This window comes from Actinophytocola sp., from assembly GCF_050699935.1.
Classification (GTDB): domain Bacteria; phylum Actinomycetota; class Actinomycetes; order Mycobacteriales; family Pseudonocardiaceae; genus Actinophytocola.
The window spans coordinates 1-21266 of the sequence record NZ_JBOHGB010000129.1; the positions used below are offsets into that span (position 1 = coordinate 1).

At 70.3% G+C, this 21266-nt stretch carries 21 protein-coding genes; 17 read left to right on the top strand and 4 right to left on the bottom strand.

Annotated elements, in window-relative coordinates:
* The first annotated feature begins 458 nt into the window (after positions 1 to 458).
* Genes ACRDTB_RS29580 through ACRDTB_RS29600 form a run of 5 tightly spaced genes read left to right on the top strand, consistent with a single transcriptional unit; the run spans position 459 to position 5107 of the window.
* Entirely contained in the window at positions 459 to 1040 is a 582-nt protein-coding gene (locus ACRDTB_RS29580; RefSeq protein ID WP_431435457.1) for a hypothetical protein, read from the top strand.
* 49 nt (positions 1041 to 1089) lie between these two features.
* Positions 1090 to 2151, top strand: coding sequence for a serine hydrolase domain-containing protein (locus ACRDTB_RS29585; RefSeq protein WP_431435458.1), 1062 nt, complete (start codon positions 1090 to 1092; stop codon positions 2149 to 2151).
* Between the two features lie 17 nt (positions 2152 to 2168).
* Positions 2169 to 2942 carry an SDR family oxidoreductase gene (locus ACRDTB_RS29590; protein ID WP_431435459.1) on the top strand — a complete coding sequence of 258 codons (774 nt, stop codon included), beginning with the start codon at positions 2169 to 2171 and terminating at the stop codon, positions 2940 to 2942.
* A 47-nt stretch (positions 2943 to 2989) separates the two neighbouring features.
* A complete protein-coding gene (locus ACRDTB_RS29595) occupies positions 2990 to 3619 on the top strand; it encodes a hypothetical protein (protein WP_431435460.1) in 630 nt (209 codons plus the stop codon).
* Between the two features lie 39 nt (positions 3620 to 3658).
* Positions 3659 to 5107: a tryptophan 7-halogenase gene (locus ACRDTB_RS29600; RefSeq protein WP_431435462.1), complete on the top strand. Its 1449-nt coding sequence runs from the start codon at positions 3659 to 3661 to the stop codon at positions 5105 to 5107.
* Positions 5108 to 5174: 67 nt separating this feature from the next.
* On the opposite strand, the gene ACRDTB_RS29605 is transcribed toward ACRDTB_RS29600, so the two are convergent.
* Complete coding sequence (locus ACRDTB_RS29605) at positions 5175 to 5780, bottom strand: dihydrofolate reductase family protein (protein ID WP_431435463.1); 606 nt, start codon at positions 5778 to 5780, stop codon at positions 5175 to 5177.
* 231 nt (positions 5781 to 6011) lie between these two features.
* On the opposite strand from ACRDTB_RS29605, the gene ACRDTB_RS29610 reads away from it, so the two are divergent.
* The gene (locus ACRDTB_RS29610; protein ID WP_431435464.1) at positions 6012 to 7556 is read left to right on the top strand and encodes a class I adenylate-forming enzyme family protein; all 1545 of its coding nucleotides are present in this window, start codon (positions 6012 to 6014) and stop codon (positions 7554 to 7556) included.
* Between the two features lie 10 nt (positions 7557 to 7566).
* On the opposite strand, the gene ACRDTB_RS29615 is transcribed toward ACRDTB_RS29610, so the two are convergent.
* Both ACRDTB_RS29615 and ACRDTB_RS29620 read right to left on the bottom strand, forming a co-directional pair.
* Complete coding sequence (locus ACRDTB_RS29615) at positions 7567 to 8265, bottom strand: TetR/AcrR family transcriptional regulator (protein WP_431435465.1); 699 nt, start codon at positions 8263 to 8265, stop codon at positions 7567 to 7569.
* A 28-nt stretch (positions 8266 to 8293) separates the two neighbouring features.
* Positions 8294 to 9043: an SDR family NAD(P)-dependent oxidoreductase gene (locus ACRDTB_RS29620; protein ID WP_431435466.1), complete on the bottom strand. Its 750-nt coding sequence runs from the start codon at positions 9041 to 9043 to the stop codon at positions 8294 to 8296.
* A gap of 190 nt (positions 9044 to 9233) precedes the next feature.
* Between ACRDTB_RS29620 and ACRDTB_RS29625 the strand changes: the two genes are divergently transcribed.
* The 7 genes from ACRDTB_RS29625 to ACRDTB_RS29655 all read left to right on the top strand — a co-directional run bounded on the left by ACRDTB_RS29625 (position 9234) and on the right by ACRDTB_RS29655 (position 16436).
* Positions 9234 to 10502 carry an acyl-CoA dehydrogenase family protein gene (locus tag ACRDTB_RS29625; protein WP_431435467.1) on the top strand — a complete coding sequence of 423 codons (1269 nt, stop codon included), beginning with the start codon at positions 9234 to 9236 and terminating at the stop codon, positions 10500 to 10502.
* Entirely contained in the window at positions 10502 to 11560 is a 1059-nt protein-coding gene (locus tag ACRDTB_RS29630) for a phosphotransferase family protein (RefSeq protein WP_431435468.1), read from the top strand. Before ACRDTB_RS29625 ends, ACRDTB_RS29630 begins: the two co-directional genes overlap by 1 nt.
* A 287-nt stretch (positions 11561 to 11847) precedes the next feature.
* The gene (locus ACRDTB_RS29635; RefSeq protein WP_431435469.1) at positions 11848 to 13020 is read left to right on the top strand and encodes an ABC transporter substrate-binding protein; all 1173 of its coding nucleotides are present in this window, start codon (positions 11848 to 11850) and stop codon (positions 13018 to 13020) included.
* A 54-nt stretch (positions 13021 to 13074) separates the two neighbouring features.
* Positions 13075 to 13938, top strand: a complete 864-nt coding sequence (locus ACRDTB_RS29640; RefSeq protein WP_431435470.1) for a branched-chain amino acid ABC transporter permease — start codon at positions 13075 to 13077, stop codon at positions 13936 to 13938.
* Positions 13935 to 15005, top strand: a complete 1071-nt coding sequence (locus ACRDTB_RS29645) for a branched-chain amino acid ABC transporter permease (protein ID WP_431435471.1) — start codon at positions 13935 to 13937, stop codon at positions 15003 to 15005. The genes ACRDTB_RS29640 and ACRDTB_RS29645 overlap by 4 nt, the downstream gene beginning before the upstream one ends.
* Entirely contained in the window at positions 15005 to 15715 is a 711-nt protein-coding gene (locus ACRDTB_RS29650; protein ID WP_431435472.1) for an ABC transporter ATP-binding protein, read from the top strand. Before ACRDTB_RS29645 ends, ACRDTB_RS29650 begins: the two co-directional genes overlap by 1 nt.
* Positions 15716 to 15719: 4 nt before the next feature.
* Positions 15720 to 16436, top strand: coding sequence for an ABC transporter ATP-binding protein (locus tag ACRDTB_RS29655; RefSeq protein WP_431435473.1), 717 nt, complete (start codon positions 15720 to 15722; stop codon positions 16434 to 16436).
* Positions 16437 to 16450: 14 nt separating this feature from the next.
* Here ACRDTB_RS29655 and ACRDTB_RS29660 read toward each other — a convergent pair whose 3' ends face one another.
* Positions 16451 to 17503, bottom strand: a complete 1053-nt coding sequence (locus tag ACRDTB_RS29660) for an LLM class F420-dependent oxidoreductase (RefSeq protein WP_431435474.1) — start codon at positions 17501 to 17503, stop codon at positions 16451 to 16453.
* 87 nt (positions 17504 to 17590) lie between these two features.
* Here ACRDTB_RS29660 and ACRDTB_RS29665 point away from each other — a divergent pair, with 87 nt between their 5' ends.
* The 4 genes from ACRDTB_RS29665 to ACRDTB_RS29680 all read left to right on the top strand — a co-directional run.
* Positions 17591 to 18790, top strand: a complete 1200-nt coding sequence (locus tag ACRDTB_RS29665; RefSeq protein WP_431435475.1) for an acetyl-CoA C-acyltransferase — start codon at positions 17591 to 17593, stop codon at positions 18788 to 18790.
* Positions 18787 to 19767 carry a phosphotransferase family protein gene (locus ACRDTB_RS29670; protein WP_431435477.1) on the top strand — a complete coding sequence of 327 codons (981 nt, stop codon included), beginning with the start codon at positions 18787 to 18789 and terminating at the stop codon, positions 19765 to 19767. Before ACRDTB_RS29665 ends, ACRDTB_RS29670 begins: the two co-directional genes overlap by 4 nt.
* Positions 19768 to 19877: 110 nt before the next feature.
* Positions 19878 to 20231, top strand: coding sequence for a DUF6285 domain-containing protein (locus tag ACRDTB_RS29675; protein WP_431435478.1), 354 nt, complete (start codon positions 19878 to 19880; stop codon positions 20229 to 20231).
* Positions 20228 to 21266: CaiB/BaiF CoA transferase family protein (locus ACRDTB_RS29680; RefSeq protein WP_431435479.1), on the top strand; the 1039-nt coding region annotated here is incomplete at its 3' end. The genes ACRDTB_RS29675 and ACRDTB_RS29680, both read left to right, overlap by 4 nt.

A 21266-nucleotide genomic window follows, 5' to 3' on the forward strand; every position in this document is an offset into this window, starting at 1 on the left:
GACGCCGACCTCGACCAGGACTTCCGCGCCGAGGTCGAGAACGAGATCCGCAACGAACTCGACGACATCGACCTGTGACCCCAGACCGTACGTGGCCGGAACAACGCACCGCGTTCCGGCCACGTACCCGTCCCACCCACCCCCGCGAGTCCCCCGCTCCCGTCCGCGAGTTCCCAACTCCCGACCGTCGTAGGGTGTCCGGCGTGGCCCGGATGACCGAATCTGTGGCACAGAGTTGCCATCAAAATGCGGAATCGATAGCACTTTCGGCGCCTTCGTGCGGCATTGTCCGGGCGCAATCGTAGCCGCCGTAAGGCGTACTTCGCGCCACCAAAGACGTAGTCCAGATGGCCGAGCTTTTGCGTGTCGTGTCGTGTGTAGTAGCCTCCGCTGGCCACGGAACCCCATGCTCACGAGACAATTCACCCTGCGGAAAAATCCGACGTGGAGAGGTCGGTATGCCCCGGTTGTCTACGGTCCTCAATGATTTCGGTCAGATACTTGACCAGCTGGTTCGTCGTACGGAGGACGCGGGGCTGATCGTCGAGCGGGCACATGGGCATTTCGCCGACCTCATCGAGGACACGACCTGGCTCGAGGAACGGTTCCGGGTGCCCGCGGTTCCGGGTGTGATGGCCGCATACCTGCTGGCGTCCGGAGAGGACGCGCCGTGGACGATCGTGTCCGTGGTGTTTCCGCCCGGTGCCACCACCCCGGTCCACGACCACCTCACCTGGGGGCTGGTGGGCGTGGTCGACGGTGTCGAGAGGGAGACCCGGTACGAGCGGCTGGACGACGGTGCGCGCCCGGACTTCGCCAGGTTGCGACGGCTGGAGACCGTCGAGAACACGGTCGGCGCCATTTCCCGGGTCGTTCCTCCGGACCAGGAGATCCACCGGATTCACAACCCCTTGAACGGGCCGTCCTGCTCCATTCACGTGTACGGGGAGAATCTCCAGAACCTGGCCCGGCACGAATTCGACCCGGAGACGAACGAGGTTCGCGTCCACCAGCCTGCCTACGTTCCCACGGATTGCTAGGCGGATTTCCATGTGCGCGGACACCACGACGGAGGATCGATTATCTCCGGTGTTCCATAGGCTTGAGAAATACCTCGCCGACGAGGCGATCGACGGCGCGGCGCTGGCCGTCGGGCATGGCGGCGAGCTCGTCGGCGAGTGGTACGGCGGCCTCGCCGCGCCGGGCGTGGACGCGGCGCCGGACACGTTGTGGCCGCTCGCCTGCGTCTCGAAGACCTACACCGCGGCCACGGTAATGGCGCTCGTCGAGCAGGGCGAGCTGACCCTCTCGATGCCCGTCCGGTCCCACCTGCCGGAGTTCGAGCGCGACGGTCTCGCCGACGTCCGGCTACGTCAGCTGCTCACCCACACCGCCGGGCTCCGCCGCGCGACCCCGGCTCGCTTCGAGGAACTGCTGCGGGCACGGGCACCGCTGAGCGAGCATCTCGCCGACGCGGGCACCGAACCGCCGCTCTTCCCGCCGGGCACCGCGTTCAACTACACCGACTACGGCTACGCCCTCGCCGCCCGGCTCGCCGAGGCCGTCACGGGCACCTCCTTCGCGGACCTGATGCGCACGACCCTGCTCAAGCCGGCCGACCTGGCCGACACCCACTTCCCCCCGGCACCCGACGTCGACCACCGCATCGCCCGGGTCGCCGGAGTCCCGGCGGCCGACACCGACGGCGCCTTCCTGAACTCGGCCTACTTCCGGCGGCTCGAGTACCCGAGCTTCGGTGTCTACGCCGGCGTCCGCGACCTGCTGCGCTTCGGACTCCTATTCGGGTCGCGCCCGCCCGCGCGGGTGCTCAGCGCGGCGTCGGTCCGCTGCATGACGACCGACCAGACCGGCGGCCAGGCCGTCGGGCACGTCATGCCGATCTACCCGGCACAGCACCGGCCGTGGGGGCTGGGCTGGAGTGTTCGAGGCGCGCTCGGCAACGGGTTCGAGGACCTCGCGTCGCCGGAGTCCGTCATGCACGTCGGGGCCGCCGGCATGATCCTGCTCGTCGACCCGCGGGCGGACGTCACGATCGCGTTCAGCTCCAACCGCCACGTCAGCTCCGGCACGGAGAACTTCGTCCAGCGACTGAGCGCGGTGGCCGGCATGGTGCTGGCCGCGCTCACCTGAGAGCGGGAAACCGAAACATGGACAACGTCCCAACACGGGAGCGCCGCGTCGCGATCGTCACCGGAGCGTCCCGCGGCATCGGCGCGGAGATCGCCCGGCGACTGGCCCGGGACGGGCTCCGCGTCGTCGTCAACTACCACCGCGACGCGGCCGCGGCCAAGGAGGTCGTCGCCGACCTCGAGCAGCTCGCCGGTGATCGAGGTGGGCCACCACCCGCGACGGCGGTCCAGGCGGACGTCGCCGGCCGCGAGTCCGTGGCCCGGCTGTTCGCCGAGGCCGAGCGCGTCTACGGCGGGGTCGACGTGCTCGTCGCGAACGCCGGGGTCCAGGCACCGGGCCCGCTCGCCATCGCCGACGTGGACGACGAGACCTACGACCACCTCGTCGGCGTGAACCTGAACGGCACGTTCCATCTGCTCCGGCAGGCCGCGCGACGGCTGCGCGACGGCGGGCGGGTGGTGACGATCTCGACGTCCGCGCTCGGCATGCACCCGCCCGGGCAGGCGGTCTACAACGCCTGCAAGGCCGCGAGCGAGGTGCTGACCGCGGCGCTGGCGAGGGAGCTCGGCGAGCGCGGCATCACGGCGAACGCCGTGGCGCCCGGTCCCACCGGCACCGAGCTCTTCCTCCAGCGGTACCCGGCCGCGGCCGTCGACGGGCTGGCCCGGCAGACCCCGCTCGGCCGGATCGGCACCCCGGCGGACGTCGCTGGGGTGGTCTCCATGCTCGTCGGTGACCGGGGGGCCTGGGTGAGCGGACAAACCATTCGAGTCAACGGCGGCCTCGTCTGACCGCCTGGCCACGGAACGAGCGGAGAACCACGGGTATGGGCCTTGGTGTGGGCGTTAGTGTGCTGATCGACCCGCGCCTGTTCGACGAGTACCTCGACGACGCGCTGAAGGAGTACGTCACGAGCCTGGAGACGGCGGGCGGGCGGGCGCGCACCCAGCACAAGCCCCGGTCGTGGGGGCTGCTCTTCGGGCGGGTCGAGGACGACCTGGTGCGCATCGAGTCGCTGCGGTTCGCGTTGAACGTGCGGGAGACCGACGAGCGGGTGCTCGAGGAGTTCCGTGAGGTCATCGTGCCGTGCTTCGGCGCCGGGTACACGGACAAGGGGCGCGGCTTCTGGTGCGACTCCGCCGAGCAGCTCCGCCTCACCCGGGAGGCGCAGGCGCAGGGGCTCGAACTGGTGGGATCGCTGCACATGCATCCCGACTGGCAGAGCATCGGCCCGGCGAACGAGCGCCGGCAGCACGTGAGCGAGCACCCGACCGAGATGGACGAGTACGTGTACCGCAACACCGGCTGGCCGGTGAACATGATCTGCTACCTCGAGAGCCGCGGCGAGGACATCACGTACACGGTCGCCGCGTGGAGCGCCCCGCCGTTCGACGATCCGGACCGGCACCCCGAACCCATCCCGATCCGTACCAAGCTGGCCGCCACTCCGGCGGCTCGATCATGGTGACCAGAGTCGACCCACCCTGCCGACACCCAGGAGCCCCCGATGCCCGAAACCGAAGAGTTCGACCTCATCGTGATCGGCGGCGGGCCCGCCGGCGCCACGGTCAGCACGCTGGTCGCGATGCAGGGCTTGTCGGTGCTGTTACTCGAGCGGGAGAGCTTCCCGCGCTACCAGATCGGCGAGTCGCTCCTGCCGATCACCGTGCACGGCATCTGCGGCATGCTCGGCTGCCTGGACGAGCTGAAGAGCGCCAACTTCGTCAAGAAGCTGGGCGGCGTGTTCCGCTGGGGCCGCAGCCCCGAGCCGTGGCGGTTCAACTTCGCCATCGCGCCGGAGCTGGAGAAGGTGAACGCCGGCTACGCGTTCCAGGTCGAGCGCTCCCGGTTCGACGAGATCCTGCTGAACAACGCGCGGAAGCGGGGCGTTCAGGTGCGGGAGAACCACTCGGTGAAGAAGCTGATCGTCGAGGACGGACGCCTGGTGGGCGTTCGGTTCGCGGACGGCTCCGGTGCCGAGTCGACGGCGCGGGCGCGCTTCGTGGCGGACGCGTCCGGGAACCAGAGCCAGTTCCACAAGCTCGCCGGTGAGCGCGTGGTGTCGGAGTTCTTCCAGAACATCGCGCTGTTCACCTACTTCGAGAACGCCAAGCGGCTCCCGGAACCGTTCGGCGGCAACATCCTCTGCGCCGCGTTCGACGCGGGCTGGTTCTGGTACATCCCGCTCTCGGACACGCTGACGAGCGTCGGCGCCGTGGTGGACCGCAGGCACGCCGCGAAGATCCAGCAGGGCCAGGACGCCGCCATGCGCGGCTTCATCGACTCCTGTGACATCGTCAAGGACCTGCTGGCGCCCGCCACCCGCGTCACCGAGGGCCAGTACGGCAAGTACCGCGTGCGCAGGGACTACTCGTACTCGAACACCCGTTACTGGATGCCCGGCCTGATCCTGCTCGGCGACGCTGCGTGCTTCATCGACCCGGTGTTCTCCACCGGCGTCCACCTCGCGACCTACTCCGGGCTCCTCGCGGCCCGCTCGATCAACAGCCTGCTGAAGGGCACCGGGGACCTGGACGAGGACCGCGCCTTCACGGAGTTCGAGACCCGCTACCGGTCCGAGTTCGAGAACATCTACAAGTTCCTGATCGCCTTCTACGACTTCAACCGGCACGAGGACTCCTACTTCTGGGAAGCACGCAAGATCCTCAACACGACCGAGCGCGACAACGAGGCCTTCGTCCGGCTCATCGCCGGCGTCTCGACCACCGACCCGGAGATCTTCGCGACCGGCCAGCGGATCAGCGACCATCTGCGCTCGTTCGACGAGGGCGCGGACGACGAGGGCATCCTCAAGGCCAACAAGCTGGTCGACGTCGACATGAAGGGCCTCCAGGACCAGGTCCTCTACGGCGACGAGCGACCGGCCGAGAAACCCCGGTTCGACGGTGGCCTGGTCCCGACCACCGACGGCTTCTTCTGGACTACCACCGCGTAGGGCCTGGAAGGACGCCTTCCTGACATCGAGCGTCCGTAAGGCGTCCTTCCACGCGGGTCTTCGCGGGTCAGCTCGGGACCGACGCCGTCTCCGGCGGGCCCTCGAGGCACCGGTAGCGCAGCAGCGTCACCCCTCCTGGAAACGACTTCGGCGGTTCGACCAGCTCGAACCGGGTGGCTGCGGTGCCTTCAGGGAAGAGCTTCTTGCCGTGCCCGAGCACAACCGGACACACCCACAGGTTCACCTGGTCGACCAGGGCCTCGCGGAACAGGGTCCGCAGCAGGTTCGCGCTGCCCCACGTGTGGATCTGCTCATGCCGCTCACGCAGGTCACGAACCTCGGCGCCCACGTCGGTCAGCTGGGTGCTGACGTCCCAGGACAGTTCCGGCGTGCCGCGGGACGCGACGTACTTGGGGACCCGGTTGAAGGCCCGCCCGATCTCGTTGTCCGTGACGTCCGGCCAGTAGCCGCGGAAGATGTCGTACGTCGTGCGACCCAGCAGCAGCGCGTCGGATGCCCGCACGTCCGCGTCCACCTGTTCGCCGGACTCCGAATCCCAGAACGGGCGCTCCCAGCCGGCGTACTCGAAGTCCCCGTCCTGTTCGTTGGGGCCACCGTTGGCCTGGATCACGCCGTCGAGCGTGGTGTTCATGTTGACGTGCAACTCACCCATTGCGCCCTCTCCCAGTTGCTGTGTGCATTCGGATCACCACCGCGGTCCGCATCCGAACGGGACCCCCGAGGCGACCATAGACCTCGCTTTTCCGGGACGGATTGCTTGGCTGACCACGAACGAGGTTCTGACCCGCGACAACTGATATGGAACCCTTGACCTGGCGGTCGGCCGGTAACTAGCTTGACATTGACGTCATGGTCGCTTCTTCGACGGAGAGGGTGTGTGTCGATGAACATCGGCATCTCTGTCGGGCACCACGCCCGGCGCTTTCCCGGCCAGGTGGCCGTCGACGAGAACGGCGAGCGCACGCTCACCTACGCCGAGTTGGACGTGCGCACGAACCGGCTCGCGCACTACCTCGCCGAGGTCATCGGCGTGGCGCCCGGCGACCGGGTCGGCTACCTGCTGTACAACCGCCTCGAGATCGTCGAGCTGCTCGTGGCCTGCGCGAAGCTCGGGGCCATCGCGGCGCCCATGAACTTCCGGCTGTCGGAGACCGACCTGCGGGCGAACTTCGGCAACGCCGGGGTGCGCCTGGTCGTCACCCAGCACGACTTCCTGGACGTCGTTCGGATGCTCGCGGGCGAGCTGGGGTTCGCGGTGCTGACCGTCGAGGACGAGTACCCGCGGGCGGTCGGCTCGGGCTCCATGGCCGCGCCGGCCTCGGTGCTCTCGGTCGGCGGCGCGCGGGACGCCCTCATCCAGTACACGAGCGGGACGACCGGCCGTCCCAAAGGAGCCACCTTCACCCACGACGCCGTGCTCGCGCACGCGGCCAACGTCGGCCTGGAGTACGCGATCGACGGGTCGAGTCGGGTTCTGGTCAGCATTCCGCACAACTCGGCGACCAACATCCAGACGATCCCCGCCCTGTACCACGGCGCGACCCTGGTACTCGGCGACGTCCGTTCCTTCGACGGGGCGGCGTGGCTCGAGCGAGTCAACCGCCTTCGGGTCACCCACACCCAGGTGGTGCCGACGATGCTGTACCGGGTGCTGGAGGTGGCGCGCAGCAGCGGCGAGTCCATGCCCACGATGCGGCGCCTCGGGTACGGCTCCGCGCCCATGTCGGTCGAGCGTGCCGCCGAGCTGATGGCGATCTTCGGCAACGTGTTCATCCAGCTGTACGGCATGATCGAGACCGCCGCGGTCGGCACCATGCTCCGCCCCACCGAGCACGAGCGGGCGCTGGCGGGGGAGACCGAGCTCCTCGGCTCCGTCGGCCAGCCGTCCTACGGCATCGACGTGCGCGTCGTCGACGAGTCGGGGGAGTACCTCGCCGAGAACGGCCGCGGCGAAGTCGTCTTCAAGGGCCCGTACGTGATGCGCGGGTACTGGGACGCGCCCGAGCTGACCGAGCAGACGGTCCGCAACGGTTGGCTGCACTCCGGCGACATCGCCGAGCTTCGCGACGGCTGGTTCTACCTGGTCGACCGCAGCAAGGACATCATCATCCGCGGCGGGCAGAACATCGCGAGCAAGGAGGTCGAGGAGGCCCTCTACCACCACCCCGCGGTGATGGAGGCGGCCGTGATCGGCGTCGCCGATCCGGAGTGGGGCGAGAACATTCTGGCGGCCGTGGTCCTGCGGCCCGGTGCGCGGGCCACGGCGGACGCGATCCGCAAGGCCGCCCAGGACAGCGGTCTGACACGGTTCAAGACGCCCGCGCACATCGAGTTCGTCCCGGAGCTGCCCCGCAACGCGATCGGCAAGATCCAGAAGGGCGTGCTCCGCGAGCGCTACGCCGGGAAGGCCGCCGTCCACACCGGCTGAGGTGACGGCGTCAGACCTCGCGCGCGGGCGCCCGGTTCGCGTGCCGGCCGTCGACGGCGATCGCGCGGGCCCAGGTCGTGGCGAGCGCCTCGAGCACGGCGTCGGGCGCGAACCCCCTCGCCAGGGCGAACCACACGTAGCAGGTCTGGTCGACCATCGCGCCGAGCACCTCGGCGGTCAGCACGGCGTTCAGTCCGGGGTCCGCGATGCCTTCCTTCTGGAGCCGGCGGATGCTTCGCGCGGAACGACGCACGAACGCCTCGCGCAGCGCCAGCCGCATGGCCCGCAGCTCCGGGCTGAACGTGCCCGCCTGCTCGGTCAGCGCGATGATGCGGGCGTTGAGCCGGTACACCTCGACGAACCGGCGCAGCGCCACCCGCACCCGCTCCTGGGGGTCGTCCGGATAGCCGCCCGCGCGCAGCGCCGCCAGCATGTCGTCGACCGTGTCCTGTGCGACCGCACGGAACACGGCCTCCTTCGACGCGAAGTACGTGTAGAAGGTGCCGTGGGCGACCTTGGCCTCCGCGACGATGTCCGCGACGCGGGTGTCGACGAACCCCTTCCGCTCGAACACCCGCCGGGCCGCCAGCAGCAGCGCGGCCTTGCGCGCCTGCCCCCTGTCGGTCAAGGGGCCGGTGGCACGCCGGATGCGCTGCGGCTCGGCCGGCGGCCGGACGCGGTGAGGTGGCGGCGTCTCGCGGCCGATCATCCGCACACCCCCTTCGCGCGACGCGTGTCTAGACGGATCCGCCGTCCACGGCGAGCAGCGCTCCGGTCGTGTAGCTCGACCAGTCGCTCGCGAAGTACAGTGCGGCGCCGATGATCTCCTCGGGCTCGGCGATCCGGCGCAGCAGCGTGCGCGCCGCCAGGTCCGCCGTGCGCTCGGGATCCCAGGCCCGGCTCACGTCCGTCCGGAACGGACCGGGAACGATCGCGTTGACCCGGACGGTGGGGGCGTACGCCGTCGCGAGGCCCTTCGTCACCGTCTCCAGGCCGGCCTTCGCCGCGGCATAGGGCAGGGCCAGTGGTTCCGGCCGTGCCGACGCGCTGCTGGACACGTTGACGATCGATCCACCCCCACCCGCGGCCATCGCCTCCGAGACGAGGACGGCCAGGCGGAACGGGCCCTTCAGGTTCACCGCGCACACGGCGTCGAAGTAGGCCTCGTCGACGTCGGCGAGCCGGTCGTACGGCGGTGACTTGCCGACGTTGTTGACCAGGACGTCGATCCGCCCGAACCGGTCGAGCGTCTCGTCGACCAGCCCGTCGAGCTGGTTCCATCGGGACACGTCCACCGCGTGGTACGCCGCGCGCCCGCCGCGTTGCTCGACCGCACGCACGACGTCCTCTCCGAGGTCGTGCTTGCGGCTCGCGACCACGACCGTGGCCCCCGCGTCGGCGAACGCGAGCACCATCGCGCGCCCGAGACCGCGACTGCCCCCCGTGATGAGCGCGGTCTTCCCCCGCAAGGGCGTCCGCTCGGTCACCCGTCAACCGCCTCTCGTCGCAGGCGTCCCCCGCCCCGTACGACGAGGCGCCGACGATCCACATCGGACCGAAGACGCTGCCGGGGCTCCAAGTCCCAAATGGCCCTTGACGCCGTCCACCGGTAAAGATGTAATAGCATGACTGTGACGTCAGCGTCAACTGAGACGCCCGACCGGGAAGCGGGCTGGCATGGCCTACGACTTCGATGTCGATCCTCGCTACGGGAAGAAGCTCGCCTGGGCTCGGGAGTTCGTTCGGGACGAGATCTATCCGTTGGAAGTGCTCGGGCTCGATCACCACTCCTTCCGGCGGCTGGCCAAGCCGCTGCAGGACGAGGTCAAGCGGAACAACCTGTGGGCGGCACACCTCGGCCCCGAGCACGGCGGGCAGGGGCTCGGTCAGGTCGAGCTCGCCCTGCTGCACGAGGTTCTCGGCGCGAGCGACCTCGCGCCGCACGTGTTCGGCTGCCAGGCGCCCGACTCGGGCAACGCCGAGCTGATCGCGATCGCCGGCACACCCGAACAGAAGAGGCGATGGCTGACGCCGTTGCTCGCCGGTGACATCGACAGCGCGTTCTCGATGACGGAGCAGGGGACGGGTTCCGACCCCAAGCAGTTCACCTCGCGGGCGGTGCGGGACGGCGACGGCTACGTGATCAACGCGCACAAGTGGTTCGTGGGCAACGGATCGCGCAGCGACTTCCACATCCTGATGGCGGTGACCGACCCCGACGCGCACCCGTACGAGGGCATGTCGATGTTCATCGTGCCCACCGACACGCCCGGCATCCGGATGCGTGGCATCGCGACGATGTCCGACACGAACCTCGACGACCCGCTCTACGTCCACGACGAGGTCTGGTACGACGACGTCCGGGTCCCGGCCGAGAACCTGCTCGGGGCGGAGGGGCAGGCGTTCGTCCTCGCGCAGAAGCGGCTCGGGCCCGGGCGCATCCACCACTGCATGCGGTGGGTCGGCGTGTGCCGCCGGGCGTTCGACATGCTGTGCGAGCGCGCGGTGAGCAAGAGCGTCCACGGCGGGTCGCTCGCCGACAAGCAGATGGTTCAGCAGTGGGTGGCCGAGTCGGCCGCGCGGATCGAGGCCGCGCGGCTGCTCACCATGAAGGCGGCGTGGACGATCGACCGGCACGGCGCGAGCGCCGCGCGCACGGAGATCGCGATGATCAAGTACCACGGCGCGGCGGTGATGCACGACGTGCTGGACAAGGCGATCCAGCTGCACGGCTCGCTCGGCTACTCCGGGGACATGCCCCTCGAGCAGATGTACCGCTGGTCGCGTGCCGGCCGGCTCTACGACGGTCCCGACGAGGTGCACAAGGTGACCGTGGCGCGGCGGATCCTGCGCGAGTACGAGCCGGTGGAGGTGCCGACCGAGCACATACCCACCCGCCGGGCGGCCGCGGTCGCCCGCTACGGCGAGTCGGCCGGGACGGGCTGATGAGCGAGCGTTCGACCACAGTGGACGGTGCCCGCACGGCGCATGCCGCGCGGGTGGCCGACTGGCTGCGCGGCAACGCGCGGGTCGAGCTCGACCCGGCCGGCGCCACGATGACCCGGCTCCCGGGCGGCAACTCCAACGAGACGTACCTGTTGTCCTCCGGCGAGGGTCGGGTCGTGGTCCGCATGCCGCCGGCGCACGGGCTCGACCCGTCGGCGCACAGCATGGCCCGTGAGTGGGTCGTGCTGCGTGCCTTGAACGACACGGAGGTCCCGGCCCCGCGGGCGCTGGCCTTCTGTGCGGACACCGACGTGGCGGGAGCGCCGTTCCTGGCAATGGAGTTCGTCGCGGACGCGGTGTCGGTGCTCGACGAGCTGCCGCACGCCTACCGGGACACGCCCGGTGCCGCCTCGGAGCTCGGGGTCGCCGCGATCGACGGTCTGGCCACGCTGCACACCGCCGACTGGCGGGCGGCCGGCCTGGAGGAGTTCGGCAGACCGCAAGGTTACCTCGCCCGCCAGGTGCCGCGGTGGGAGAGCCACTTCCGGCGCAACCAGACCCGCGAGCTCGGAATGTTCGACCGGGTTCGCACCTGGCTGGCCGGGAACGTCCCGCCCGAGCGGCCGGCGGCGCTCCTGCACGGGGACTTCCACCTGGACAACTGCCTCGTCTCGGTCCACCGGCCGGCGGTGGTGTCCATTGTCGACTGGGAGATGTCCACGATCGGCGACCCGCTCGTCGACGTGGGGCTCTTCCTGGCGTTGTGGGGACGGCGGCCCGTCACGCGTCCCGCGATGCCCAGGCTGCAGGCCGTGTCGAGATCCGGGGAGGTCATCGATCGTGGTGACCTCGTGGTCCGCTACGCGGACCGGACCGGGCGGGATGTGTCTCATGTGGACTGGTATCTCGTGTTCGCCCTGTGGAAGCTCGGTGCGGTCGTGGAGGCCGCCTGGGCCCGGCACGTGCGAGGGCTCGCGAGATCCGACTACAGCGCGGCACTTCGCCACGACGTACCCGCTCTGTTCGAGGAGGCTGCCGTACTGGCCGGAGTCGGCTGATACCTCCTCGGAGTCCGGCGAGCACGCCGGTGGTGATTTCTCGCCGTTTTCGCCAGGTGCGGAAACGGTTCACAGCAATGGTTATCCGTACACATGTAACAAAATCGCGATCCTGATTGACTTGACTGTAGCAAGCCCATAGCGTGTCATATGACACGCGCGTCACATACGTGGTGGCGCGAGAGACCGGGAAATGATCTCACGACCTTCAGTGGCAGGTCGCCGAGAGTTTTGTCGTGCCGCCGTGACCGTGTCTCGTCGCGGCGGAGAAATGGAGACTGACTGCCATGAAACCTCGTGTTCTAGCGCTGGGTGCGGTAATGGCGCTGACGCTCGCGGCGTGCGGGCAGCCAGGTGGCGGCGGGGGTGGGAGCCAGGCGGAGGAGGGCACCATCAAGGTCGCGGTGATGGATGCCCAGTCCGGCCAGCTCTCCACCTTCGGCATCGAGACCATCCGTGGCGCCCAGATGGCGTTCGACGAGATCAACGAACGTGGCGGCGTGACGGTCGGCGGGCAGCAGTACCGGTTCGACGTCGAGGAGGTCGACCTGCAGAGCGACCCCGCCATCGCGGCGCAGGCTGCTCAGGAGGCCATCACCGGCGACGGTGCCCAGATCATCGTCGGCGCCACGCCGAGCGCGCTGAGCGAGCCGATCGCCGGTGTGGTCCTGCGGTCGGGCGGGCGCGCCCTGCACCTGGCCGCGGCCACGTCGCTGGACAAGTATGCGGGCAAGGGCGACCCGATCTTCCGAACCCTCACCCCGGACGACCTGACCGCCCAGCAGTACATTTCCGTCCTCAAGAATGAATTCCCGGATGTCTCGACGGTTTCCGCGCTCATGATCAACGACGCGGTCGGTACGAGCATCATGGATATTTATCCGCCTGAATTCGAAAAGAGCGGCATGCAGGTGGTCTCGAAGGACACGTTCCCGACCGAGGAGACGAACTTCGCGCCGTTGATCCAACGCACTCCGAATAATGTGGACGCATTCTTCATCGGTTACTCGGACCCGGTCAGCGTGGCATTGGTCAACGCGGCCATCGAGGCCAACCGCGGCAAGGTGTTCTTCAACCGCGGATCGGTGTGTCAGGTCGGGATCGACGCCGGCACGAAGATCGACGCGTACACCTGCGTCATCTACACCGAGGACCCGCTGAACCCGAGTACCGACAAGGCAAAGGACTTCTTCGCGCGGTACGAGAAGAAGTTCGACCGCAAGGTCGACTCCAACTCCGCCCAGGCGCTCTACTACTACGACTACATCTTCTTGCTCGCGCAGGCAATCGAGAAGGCCGGCACGACCGAGGACATGAACAAGGTCGCCGACGCGCTGCGCGGATCCTCCTACGAGGGTGTGGTCGACGTCGGTTTCGACGAGGACGGCGTCAACAAGTCTCCCATCAAGGTCGGCATCGTCCGAGATGGACAGATGTCGGTGATCGCGACCGAGGAATAGCGGACGGCGGTAGGCGAGAGACGGAGTGCGAGACGGAGTGAAGGTGGCGACGGCATGTCCGATCTGCTCGTAGTGATCCTCTTCGGGATCACCCAGGGGTCGATCTACGCCGCGGTGGCGCTCGGCCTGGTGCTCGTGTTCGGCATCACCGACATCGTGAACTTCGCGCACGGCGAGCTGGTCACGCTGGGCGCCTTCGGGGTCATCCTGTTCAGCCCGGTTCTCGGTGTCCCGACGGCGATCCTCGTGACCCTGGTCGTGGTCGCCGTCCTGGCAGCCGGGCTCTACGCGGGCGGTTTCAAGTTCACCGTCGGCAACCACCTGCAGGCCCTGGTGCTCTCGCTCGCGGTGCTGTTGGTGGTGCAGAACCTGATGCTGCGCGAGTTCAGCACCTCCCCGCGGCGCGGGCCGTCGCTGTCGGGCTTCGTGGAGTTGCCCGGCGGCGACCGGATCGCCACGACCCGGCTGCTGGTGCTGGTCGCGCTGTGCCTCGTGGTGGTGGGCCTCGCGGTTCTGCTGCGCCGCAGCTGGATCGGGCTCGCGCTGCGGGCGTGCGGCGACGACCGCGTGGCCGCCACCACGCTGGGGATGTCCCCGAGGCGTATCGGGCGGTACGCCTTCATCCTCTCCGGGTTGCTGGCCGCGGCGGCGGGCATCGCCATCGCGGCCAGCTATCCGGTGACACCGCTGACCGGCGCGGCGTTCCTGCTCAAGGGGTTCGCCGTGGTCATCGTCGGTGGCCTCGGCTCGGTGACCGGCGCGCTCGTCGCCGGGCTGGCGTTCGGAGTGCTGGAGTCCTTCGGTGCGACGTACCTCAGCCCGTCCATCACCAACGTGTACGCGTTCGTGTTCATGATCGTCGTGTTGCTCGTCGCGCCGCGTGGCCTGTTCGGCAGGAAGGTCGGGCGAGCGGGATGAACCGGCTTCTCGTACGCGATCTCGGTGGTGCGGTCGGCGTGTTCGCCGTGCTGGCCGTGTTCACCTACTACGTCGCGGACCAGCGTGTGGTGCTGCTCGGCACGTTCATGACGTTCGTGACGCTGGCCGTCAGCCTCGACCTGATGGTCGGCACGACCGGCATGCTCTCCATGGGGCACGCCGCGTTCTTCGGGGTGGGCGCGTACGCCTCGACGCTGCTGGCCCAGAACGCGGGGTGGAGCCTGCCGCTCGCCGGCCTCGCCGCCCTCGGGATCGTGGCCGTCGTCGCGCTCCTCGTCGGCCTTCCCGCCACCAGCAGGACGGCCGGGCTGTACTTCGCCATCGTCACGTTCGCCTTCGGCGAGCTGCTCGTCCAGCTGGTCAACAACACCACCGCGGTGTCGGGCGGCTCGGAGGGGCTGCCGGTGACGTTCGGACTGGAGGGCGGTCTCCCGGACGGCTGGACCGTGTACCGGTTCATCACGATGTGGATCGCGGGCCTGCTGCTGCTCACCCTGGTGGTCACGGCGCTGGTGCGCAACACGTCGCTCGGGCCGCGGCTGATGGCCGTCCGCGAGTCGGAGAACCTCACCCGCGGCCTCGGCTTCAACCCGACGTTCTACAAGACCGTGATCTTCGTGCTGTCGTCCGTGATCGCGGCGGCCGCCGGCGTGCTGTACGCGCCGATGGTCGGGTTCATCAACCCCGACCTCATGGGCGTCGAGCAGTCGATCTACATCCTGGGCCTGCTCTACGTCGGCGGCATGGGCAGCGTCACCGGCGCGTTCGTGGGTGTGGGCGTGCTCGCCACCCTGCCGCAGCTCTACGACCTCGACCCGGTGCTGCGTCCGGTGATCGTCGGCGTGGCGATGGCCGTCGTGGTGCTGCTCGCGCCCGACCGGGGGATCGTGGGTCTCCTGCGCGACCTGCTGCGGTGGCTGACCCGGGGCTTGCGCCGGTGGCGCGGCGGGCCGCCGGTGGCGGCGTCGGCCGGGCGGCCCCTGGACGATCTGCGAACCGACGTCCGCGAGCACGTGCCCGCGGGCGGGGAGAAGGGCGAGGTGTGATGACCTCCGCACAATCGACCGCGCTGCTCACCGTCGAGGGGCTGACCTGCCGGATAGGCGGGGTCTGCGCGGTCGACGACGTGGACCTGTCCGTCGCCGAGGGCTCGATCACCGGCGTGGTCGGCCCGAACGGGGCGGGCAAGACCACCTTGTTCAACGCGATGACCGGGTTCGTCACCTACCAGAGCGGCGACGTGCGGTGGTCCGGCCAGTCCGTACGCGGGTGGCGGCCGCACCGGGTGGCCAACGCCGGCCTCGCCCGCACGTTCCAGAACGCCGCCGGGTTCGGCCGGCTGACGGTCCGGCAGAACATCACGCTGGCCGCCAGGCGACGCGGCGGTCCCGACGTCGACGAGATCTGCTCGATCCTGTTGCTGGAAGGGGAACTGGACCGCCGGCTCTCCGCCTGCAGCCTCGCGACCCGCAAGCTGGTCGGCATCGCGATGGCCGCGGTCCGGCGCCCGCGCATGATCCTGCTCGACGAACCACTGTCCGGATTGGACCTCATGGAGCGCGACGCGGTCGTGGAGACCGTCCGCCTGCTCCGCGACAGGGGAGTGACCGTGCTGCTCATCGAACACGACATCGACCGGACCCTGAGCCTCGTCGACGAGCTCACGATTCTCGACGTGGGCCGCAAGATCGCCCACGGCAGCCCGACCGACCTGGCCGGCGACCCGGCCCTGCGCGACGTCTACCTGAAGATGTGACGAGATGCTGACGATCGAGGAACTCTCGGTACGGTACGGAACGGCGACCGCGGTGTCCGGCGTGTCCTTCGACGTCGGCGCCGGCGAGCTCGTCGCGATCGTCGGCTCCAACGGGGCCGGCAAGAGCTCGCTCGGGCAGGCCGTGGCCGGCCTGGTGCCGGCGACGGGACGGATCGGGCTCGGCGAGGACGACATCACCGGCACCAGCGGGCAGGCCCGGGTACGCGGCGGCATCGTGTACGTCCCGGAGGGGCGGCGGGTCTTCACCGACCTCAGCGTCGAGGACAACCTGCGTGCGGGCGGCTTCGTCCGCCGGCGGACGAAGGACTGGCGCCGGCGGCTCGCGCAGATGTACGAGCTGGCGCCGCGGCTGGCCGAGCGCGCGAACGTCCGGGCCGGACAGCTCAGCGGTGGCGAGCAGCAGCTGCTCGCCATCTGCCGCGCGCTCATGGCACATCCGAGGGTGCTGATCCTCGACGAGCCCTCCCTCGGGCTCTCCCCGCGCGCGGTCGACAGCGTGACCGAGCTGCTGACCGACCTCGCCGCGGCCGAGGAGCTGGCCGTGGTGATCCTCGAACAGAACGTCGCCTTCGCCAGCCGGCTGGCGGCCCGCGCCTGGGCGCTGCACCTCGGCCGGTTCGTCGCGGAGCTCTCCCAGGAGGAGATCGGGGATCCCGAACTCGTCCGCGACGTGCTGATGGGCGTCAGCAGCACGGACTAGCACCAACCATGTTGTCAGGCCTCGGCGATCTCCCCGACCATCTCCCGCACGAGCGCGATGTCCCGGATCCGCTGGGCGCGCTCCGGTGCGACCGGGGTGAGGTTCAGCGTGGTCACCCCGGCGGCGGCGAGGGCGGTGAGGCGCTCGGCGATCGTCTCGCGCGGGCCGATGAGGTTGGTCGAGCGGACGAGGTCGTCGGGGACCGCCGCGGCCGCCTCCTCCTTGCGGCCGGACAGGTAGAGGTCCTGGATGGTCGCCGCCTCGCGCTCGTACCCGTAGCGCACGGCGAGGTCGTTGTAGAAGTTGCGGCCGCGCGCGCCCATGCCGCCGATGTACAGCGCGGCCTGCTGGCGGGCGACGTGCAGCAGGTCGTCGACGTCCCCGATGGCCAGGTGCGCGCCGGCCACCACGTCGAGGGGCCGCAGGTTCGGCGAACGCGCGGCCGTGCCCCGCGCGAGCGCGTCGCCCCACATGTCGGCAGCGCGCTCGGGGAGGTAGAACAACGGCTCCCACGCGTCGGCGAGCTCGGCGGCGAGCGCGACGTTGCGCTGCCCGATCGCGGCGATCATGATGGGGATGTCGGCGCGGACCGGGTGGTTGATCAGCCGCAGTGGCTTGCCGAGCCCGGTGCCGCGGTCCGCGGGCAGCGGGATCTGGTAGTACCGGCCGGAGAAGCTCACCTTCTCCCGCCGCCACACCTGCCGGCAGATCTCCACGACCTCGCGTGTGCGGCCGAGCGGCGCGTCGTAGGGCACGCCGTGGAAGCCCTCGATCACCTGCGGCCCGGACGCGCCGATGCCGAGGGTGAACCGCCCGCCGGACACGTGGTCGAGCCCCGCCGCCGTCATGGCGGTCAGCGTCGGGGTGCGGGTGAAGAGCTGCATGATGCCGCTCGCGATCTCCACGGTGCGCGTGCGCGCGGCGATGAAGCCGAGCTGGCTGACCGCGTCGAAGCTGTACGCCTCCGGCACGAACACGATCTGCAGACCGGCCGACTCGTACTCGACGAGGTCCGCGACGGTCTCGCGGAACCCGCCGCTGTACTCCAGGGGCATGCCCACCCGCATGTGAGGTTCCCTTCGCTTCGTTGACACCCGTCGAGGGGCTGACCTAATGTGACGCTGACGTCAAAATCATACGACAGGGAGCGGACGATGGCCAACAGCGCTGTGATCGTGGACGCGGTTCGCACGCCCGGTGGGAGGCGCAACGGCGTGCTGGGCGGCTGGCACGCCGCCGACCTGGCGAGCGAGGTGCTCACCGCGCTGGCGCGGCGCAACGACCTCGACCCGGCTCTGGTCGACGACGTGATCATGGGATGCGTCTCGCAGGTCGGCGACCAGAGCGTGAACGTCGCCCGGTCGGCCGTCCTCGCGGCCGGCTGGCCCGAGAGCGTGCCCGCCACCTCGATCGACCGGCAGTGCGGGTCCTCCCAGCAGGCCGCGCACTTCGCCGCGCAGGGCGTGCTGGCCGGCGCCTACGACGTCGTGATCGCCGCCGGCGTGGAGGTGATGACCCGCACCCCGATGGGCGCGAGCTCGAACGGCGGCGAGCCGTTCGGCCCCAGGGCGTCGCGGCGCTACGCCGACCGGGACACGTTCGGCCATCCGGGTCTGGTGCCGCAGGGCCTCGGTGCGGAGCTGATCGCGGAGCGGTGGGGTCTCACCCGCACCGACCTCGACGCGTACGCGGCGCGAAGCCAGGCCCGGGCCGCGCGGGCCCGGGACGAGGGCCGGTTCGACCGGGAGATCGTCCCGGTCGAGTCGCGCACCTGGGACGCCGAGTCGCGGACGGCCACGGCCCACGGTTCGCCGGTGAGCGCCGACGAGGGCATCCGATCATCCACTGTGGAGTCATTGGCGAACCTGAAGCCCGCCTTCCTGCCCGACGGGCGGGTCACGGCCGGCAACAGCTCGCAGATCACCGACGGCGCCTCGGCGATGCTCATCACGAGCGAGGAACGCGCGAAGCAGCTGGGACTGACGCCGCGGGCCCGGTTCCACGCGTTCGCGCTCGCCGGGGACGACCCGGTGGCGATGCTCACCGCGCCCATCCCGGCCACCCGCAGGATCCTCGACCGGACCGGACTCACCCTGGCCGACATCGACCTGGTGGAGATCAACGAGGCGTTCGCGTCCGTCGTCCTCGCCTGGCGGCACGAGCTCGACGCCGACCTGGAGAAGGTCAACGTCAACGGCGGGGCCATCGCGCTCGGCCACCCGCTCGGCGCGTCCGGTGCGAAGCTCATGGCCACCCTCCTGTGCGAGCTGGAGCGCACCGGTGGCCGGTACGGGTTGCAGACGATGTGCGAGGGTGGGGGCCTCGCCAACGCGACGATCATCGAACGCCTGTGACAGTCGCCTCGACCACTCCCCACCTCGCCGGCGGCGTGGCCGCGGAGCTGTCCGCGGTGCTGGGCCGGACCGGGCTCACGGCCCGGCTGGTGCGCCTGTCGGCGGGGGCCTCGCGGGAGACCTACCGCGTGCGCGCGGCGGCCGGCGAGTGGTCGGGAACCTTTGTGCTGCAACGCGAACGTCGCGGCTCGGGGCTCGGTGGTACCGGTGTGTGCGAGCAGGTCCGGCTGCTGCGCGAGTCCGCCGCCGCGGGCGTGCCGGTGCCGACGGTGCTCGCGTGGGACACCGGTGGCGAGCGGCTGGGCGCGCCGTTCGTGCTGTCGGAGTTCGTCGCCGGCGAGACCGTGCCACGGCGCATCCTGCGCGCACCAGAGCTGGCGGCCGCGCGTGCGGGGTTCGCCGGGCAGTGCGGGCGGATTCTCGCGCGACTGCACGCGATCCCGACCGGCGGGCTGTCCTGGTTGGACTCCGTGGATCAGCTCGACCGGGTGGTGGCGTGGATCGACGGCTCCGGCGAGCCGCACCCGGCGTTCGAGCTGGCGATCGACTGGCTGCGCGCGCACCGCCCACCCGAGGTGGCGAAGGTGTTGGTGCACGGCGACTTCCGCGCCGGCAACCTCATCGTCGGGCCGGACGGGATCCGGGCGGTGCTCGACTGGGAGCTGGCCCATCTCGGCGACCCCGCGGAGGACCTGGCCTGGCTCTGCCTCAAGGCATGGCGCTTCCGCGGGCCCGGCGTCGTGGGCGGGATGGGCGAGCCGGCGGACCTCCTCGACGCCTACGCGCGGGAGGGCGGCCGGTGCGTCGAGCCGGCGCGGCTGTTCTGGTGGCAGGTGCTCGGGACCCTCAAGTGGGGCGCGATCTGCCAGCGCCAGGCGCGGGTCCACCTCGGCGGCGAGTCCCGCTCCGTCGAGCTCGCGGCCATCGGACGCCGGGTCTGCGAGACGGAGTACGACCTGTTGCGGATGCTGCCGTGAGCGAGCTTGCGAGCGAACCGATGTCACAGGGCGAGCTTGCGAGCGAACCGATGTCACAGGGCGAGCTTGCGAGCGAACCGATGTCACAGGGCGAGCTTGCGAGCGAACCGATGTCACTGAGTGCCCCGCACGACGCCCCCACCGCCGGCGAGCTGATCGAGGCCGTCGTCGAGTTCCTGCGTGACCCGCTGTTCGGTGCCGCGCCGGAGGAACACCGGTTCCACCTGCGCGTGGCGATCAACGTCCTGGAGCTCGTGCGCCGCGAGCTCGCGCTCGGACCCGGCCAGGCACGCGCGCACGGCGAGCGCCTGCGGGCCCTGGGAGTCGCGGACGACGGCGAGCTCGCGTCCCGGATCCGGGCCGGCGAGGTCGACCCCGCGACTGTCCGGCAGTCGGTTCTGGAGTCCGTTGTGGACAAGTTGTGCGTGGCGAACCCCGGCTATCTGGAGGATGTGACGCCGTGAGTGGACCGTTGGCCGGGATCCGGGTCGTGGAGCTGGCGAGCCTCGCGCCGGGTCCGTTCGCGGCGATGATCCTCGCCGACCTCGGCGCCGACGTGGTGCGGGTCGACCGGCCGGGCAGCCGGCCCGATCCGGCCGACCTGCTCGCCCGCGGCCGCACGGTCGTCACCGCGGACCTCAAGGACGCCGGTACCCGCGACCGGGTGCTGCGGCTCATCGACCGGGCCGACGTGCTGATCGAGGGGTTCCGCCCACGGGTCACCGAGCGGCTCGGGCTCGGCCCGGACGTGTGCCTCGAACGCAACCCGGAGCTGGTCTACGGGCGGATGACCGGCTGGGGCCAGTCCGGCCCGCTCGCCGCGACCGCGGGTCACGACATCAACTACATCTCCGTAGCGGGCGCGCTGCACCCGATCGGCCCGGCGGGCGCTCCACCCGTGCCGCCGTTGAACCTGGTCGGCGACTTCGGCGGCGGCGGGATGCTGCTCGCCCTCGGCTGCCTCGCCGCGCTGCTGGAGCGCCGGGGATCCGGCGCGGGCCAGGTGGTCGACGCGGCGATGGTCGACGGCGCGGGCCTGCTGAGCACGCACCTGCACATGCTGCTGGCACAGGGAATGTGGCCCGGCGAGCGCGGGCACAACCTCCTCGACGGCGGTGCGCCCTTCTACCGGACATACCGGACCGCGGACGGCGAGTACGTCGCCGTCGGCGCGATCGAGCCGCAGTTCTACGCCGCCCTGCTCGACGGGCTCGGGCTCGCGGACGCCGACCTGCCCGACCAGCTGGACCGGCACCGGTGGCCGGAGCTCGCGGGCGTGCTGGCCAACCGGTTCGCGAGCCGTACGAGGGACGAGTGGGAGCGGACGTTCGCCGGGACCGACGCGTGCGTGAGCCCGGTGCTCACGCCCGCCGAGGCCGCCCGGCATCCGCACCAGGCCCACCGCGGCGGGTTCCCGGCCGTGGACGGGATCGCGCAGCCCGCGCCCGCACCCCGGTTCGCTCGCAGTGCGCCCGCCACCCCGGCGCCCGTCGCCCGGG

Bases quoted from the DNA above. Each gene is read 5' to 3' on its own strand.
- ACRDTB_RS29610 (WP_431435464.1), top strand. From the start codon at position 6,012: ATGAACATCGGCATCTCTGTCGGGCACCACGCCCGGCGCTTTCCCGGC.
- ACRDTB_RS29660 (WP_431435474.1), bottom strand. From the start codon at position 17,503: ATGCGGGTGGGCATGCCCCTGGAGTACAGCGGCGGGTTCCGCGAGACC.
- ACRDTB_RS29650 (WP_431435472.1), top strand. From the start codon at position 15,005: ATGACCTCCGCACAATCGACCGCGCTGCTCACCGTCGAGGGGCTGACC.
- ACRDTB_RS29645 (WP_431435471.1), top strand. From the start codon at position 13,935: ATGAACCGGCTTCTCGTACGCGATCTCGGTGGTGCGGTCGGCGTGTTC.
- ACRDTB_RS29655 (WP_431435473.1), top strand. From the start codon at position 15,720: ATGCTGACGATCGAGGAACTCTCGGTACGGTACGGAACGGCGACCGCG.
- ACRDTB_RS29665 (WP_431435475.1), top strand. From the start codon at position 17,591: ATGGCCAACAGCGCTGTGATCGTGGACGCGGTTCGCACGCCCGGTGGG.
- ACRDTB_RS29590 (WP_431435459.1), top strand. From the start codon at position 2,169: ATGGACAACGTCCCAACACGGGAGCGCCGCGTCGCGATCGTCACCGGA.
- ACRDTB_RS29600 (WP_431435462.1), top strand. From the start codon at position 3,659: ATGCCCGAAACCGAAGAGTTCGACCTCATCGTGATCGGCGGCGGGCCC.
- ACRDTB_RS29640 (WP_431435470.1), top strand. From the start codon at position 13,075: ATGTCCGATCTGCTCGTAGTGATCCTCTTCGGGATCACCCAGGGGTCG.
- ACRDTB_RS29675 (WP_431435478.1), top strand. From the start codon at position 19,878: ATGTCACTGAGTGCCCCGCACGACGCCCCCACCGCCGGCGAGCTGATC.
- ACRDTB_RS29635 (WP_431435469.1), top strand. From the start codon at position 11,848: ATGAAACCTCGTGTTCTAGCGCTGGGTGCGGTAATGGCGCTGACGCTC.
- ACRDTB_RS29615 (WP_431435465.1), bottom strand. From the start codon at position 8,265: ATGATCGGCCGCGAGACGCCGCCACCTCACCGCGTCCGGCCGCCGGCC.
- ACRDTB_RS29625 (WP_431435467.1), top strand. From the start codon at position 9,234: ATGGCCTACGACTTCGATGTCGATCCTCGCTACGGGAAGAAGCTCGCC.
- ACRDTB_RS29605 (WP_431435463.1), bottom strand. From the start codon at position 5,780: ATGGGTGAGTTGCACGTCAACATGAACACCACGCTCGACGGCGTGATC.
- ACRDTB_RS29580 (WP_431435457.1), top strand. From the start codon at position 459: ATGCCCCGGTTGTCTACGGTCCTCAATGATTTCGGTCAGATACTTGAC.
- ACRDTB_RS29630 (WP_431435468.1), top strand. From the start codon at position 10,502: ATGAGCGAGCGTTCGACCACAGTGGACGGTGCCCGCACGGCGCATGCC.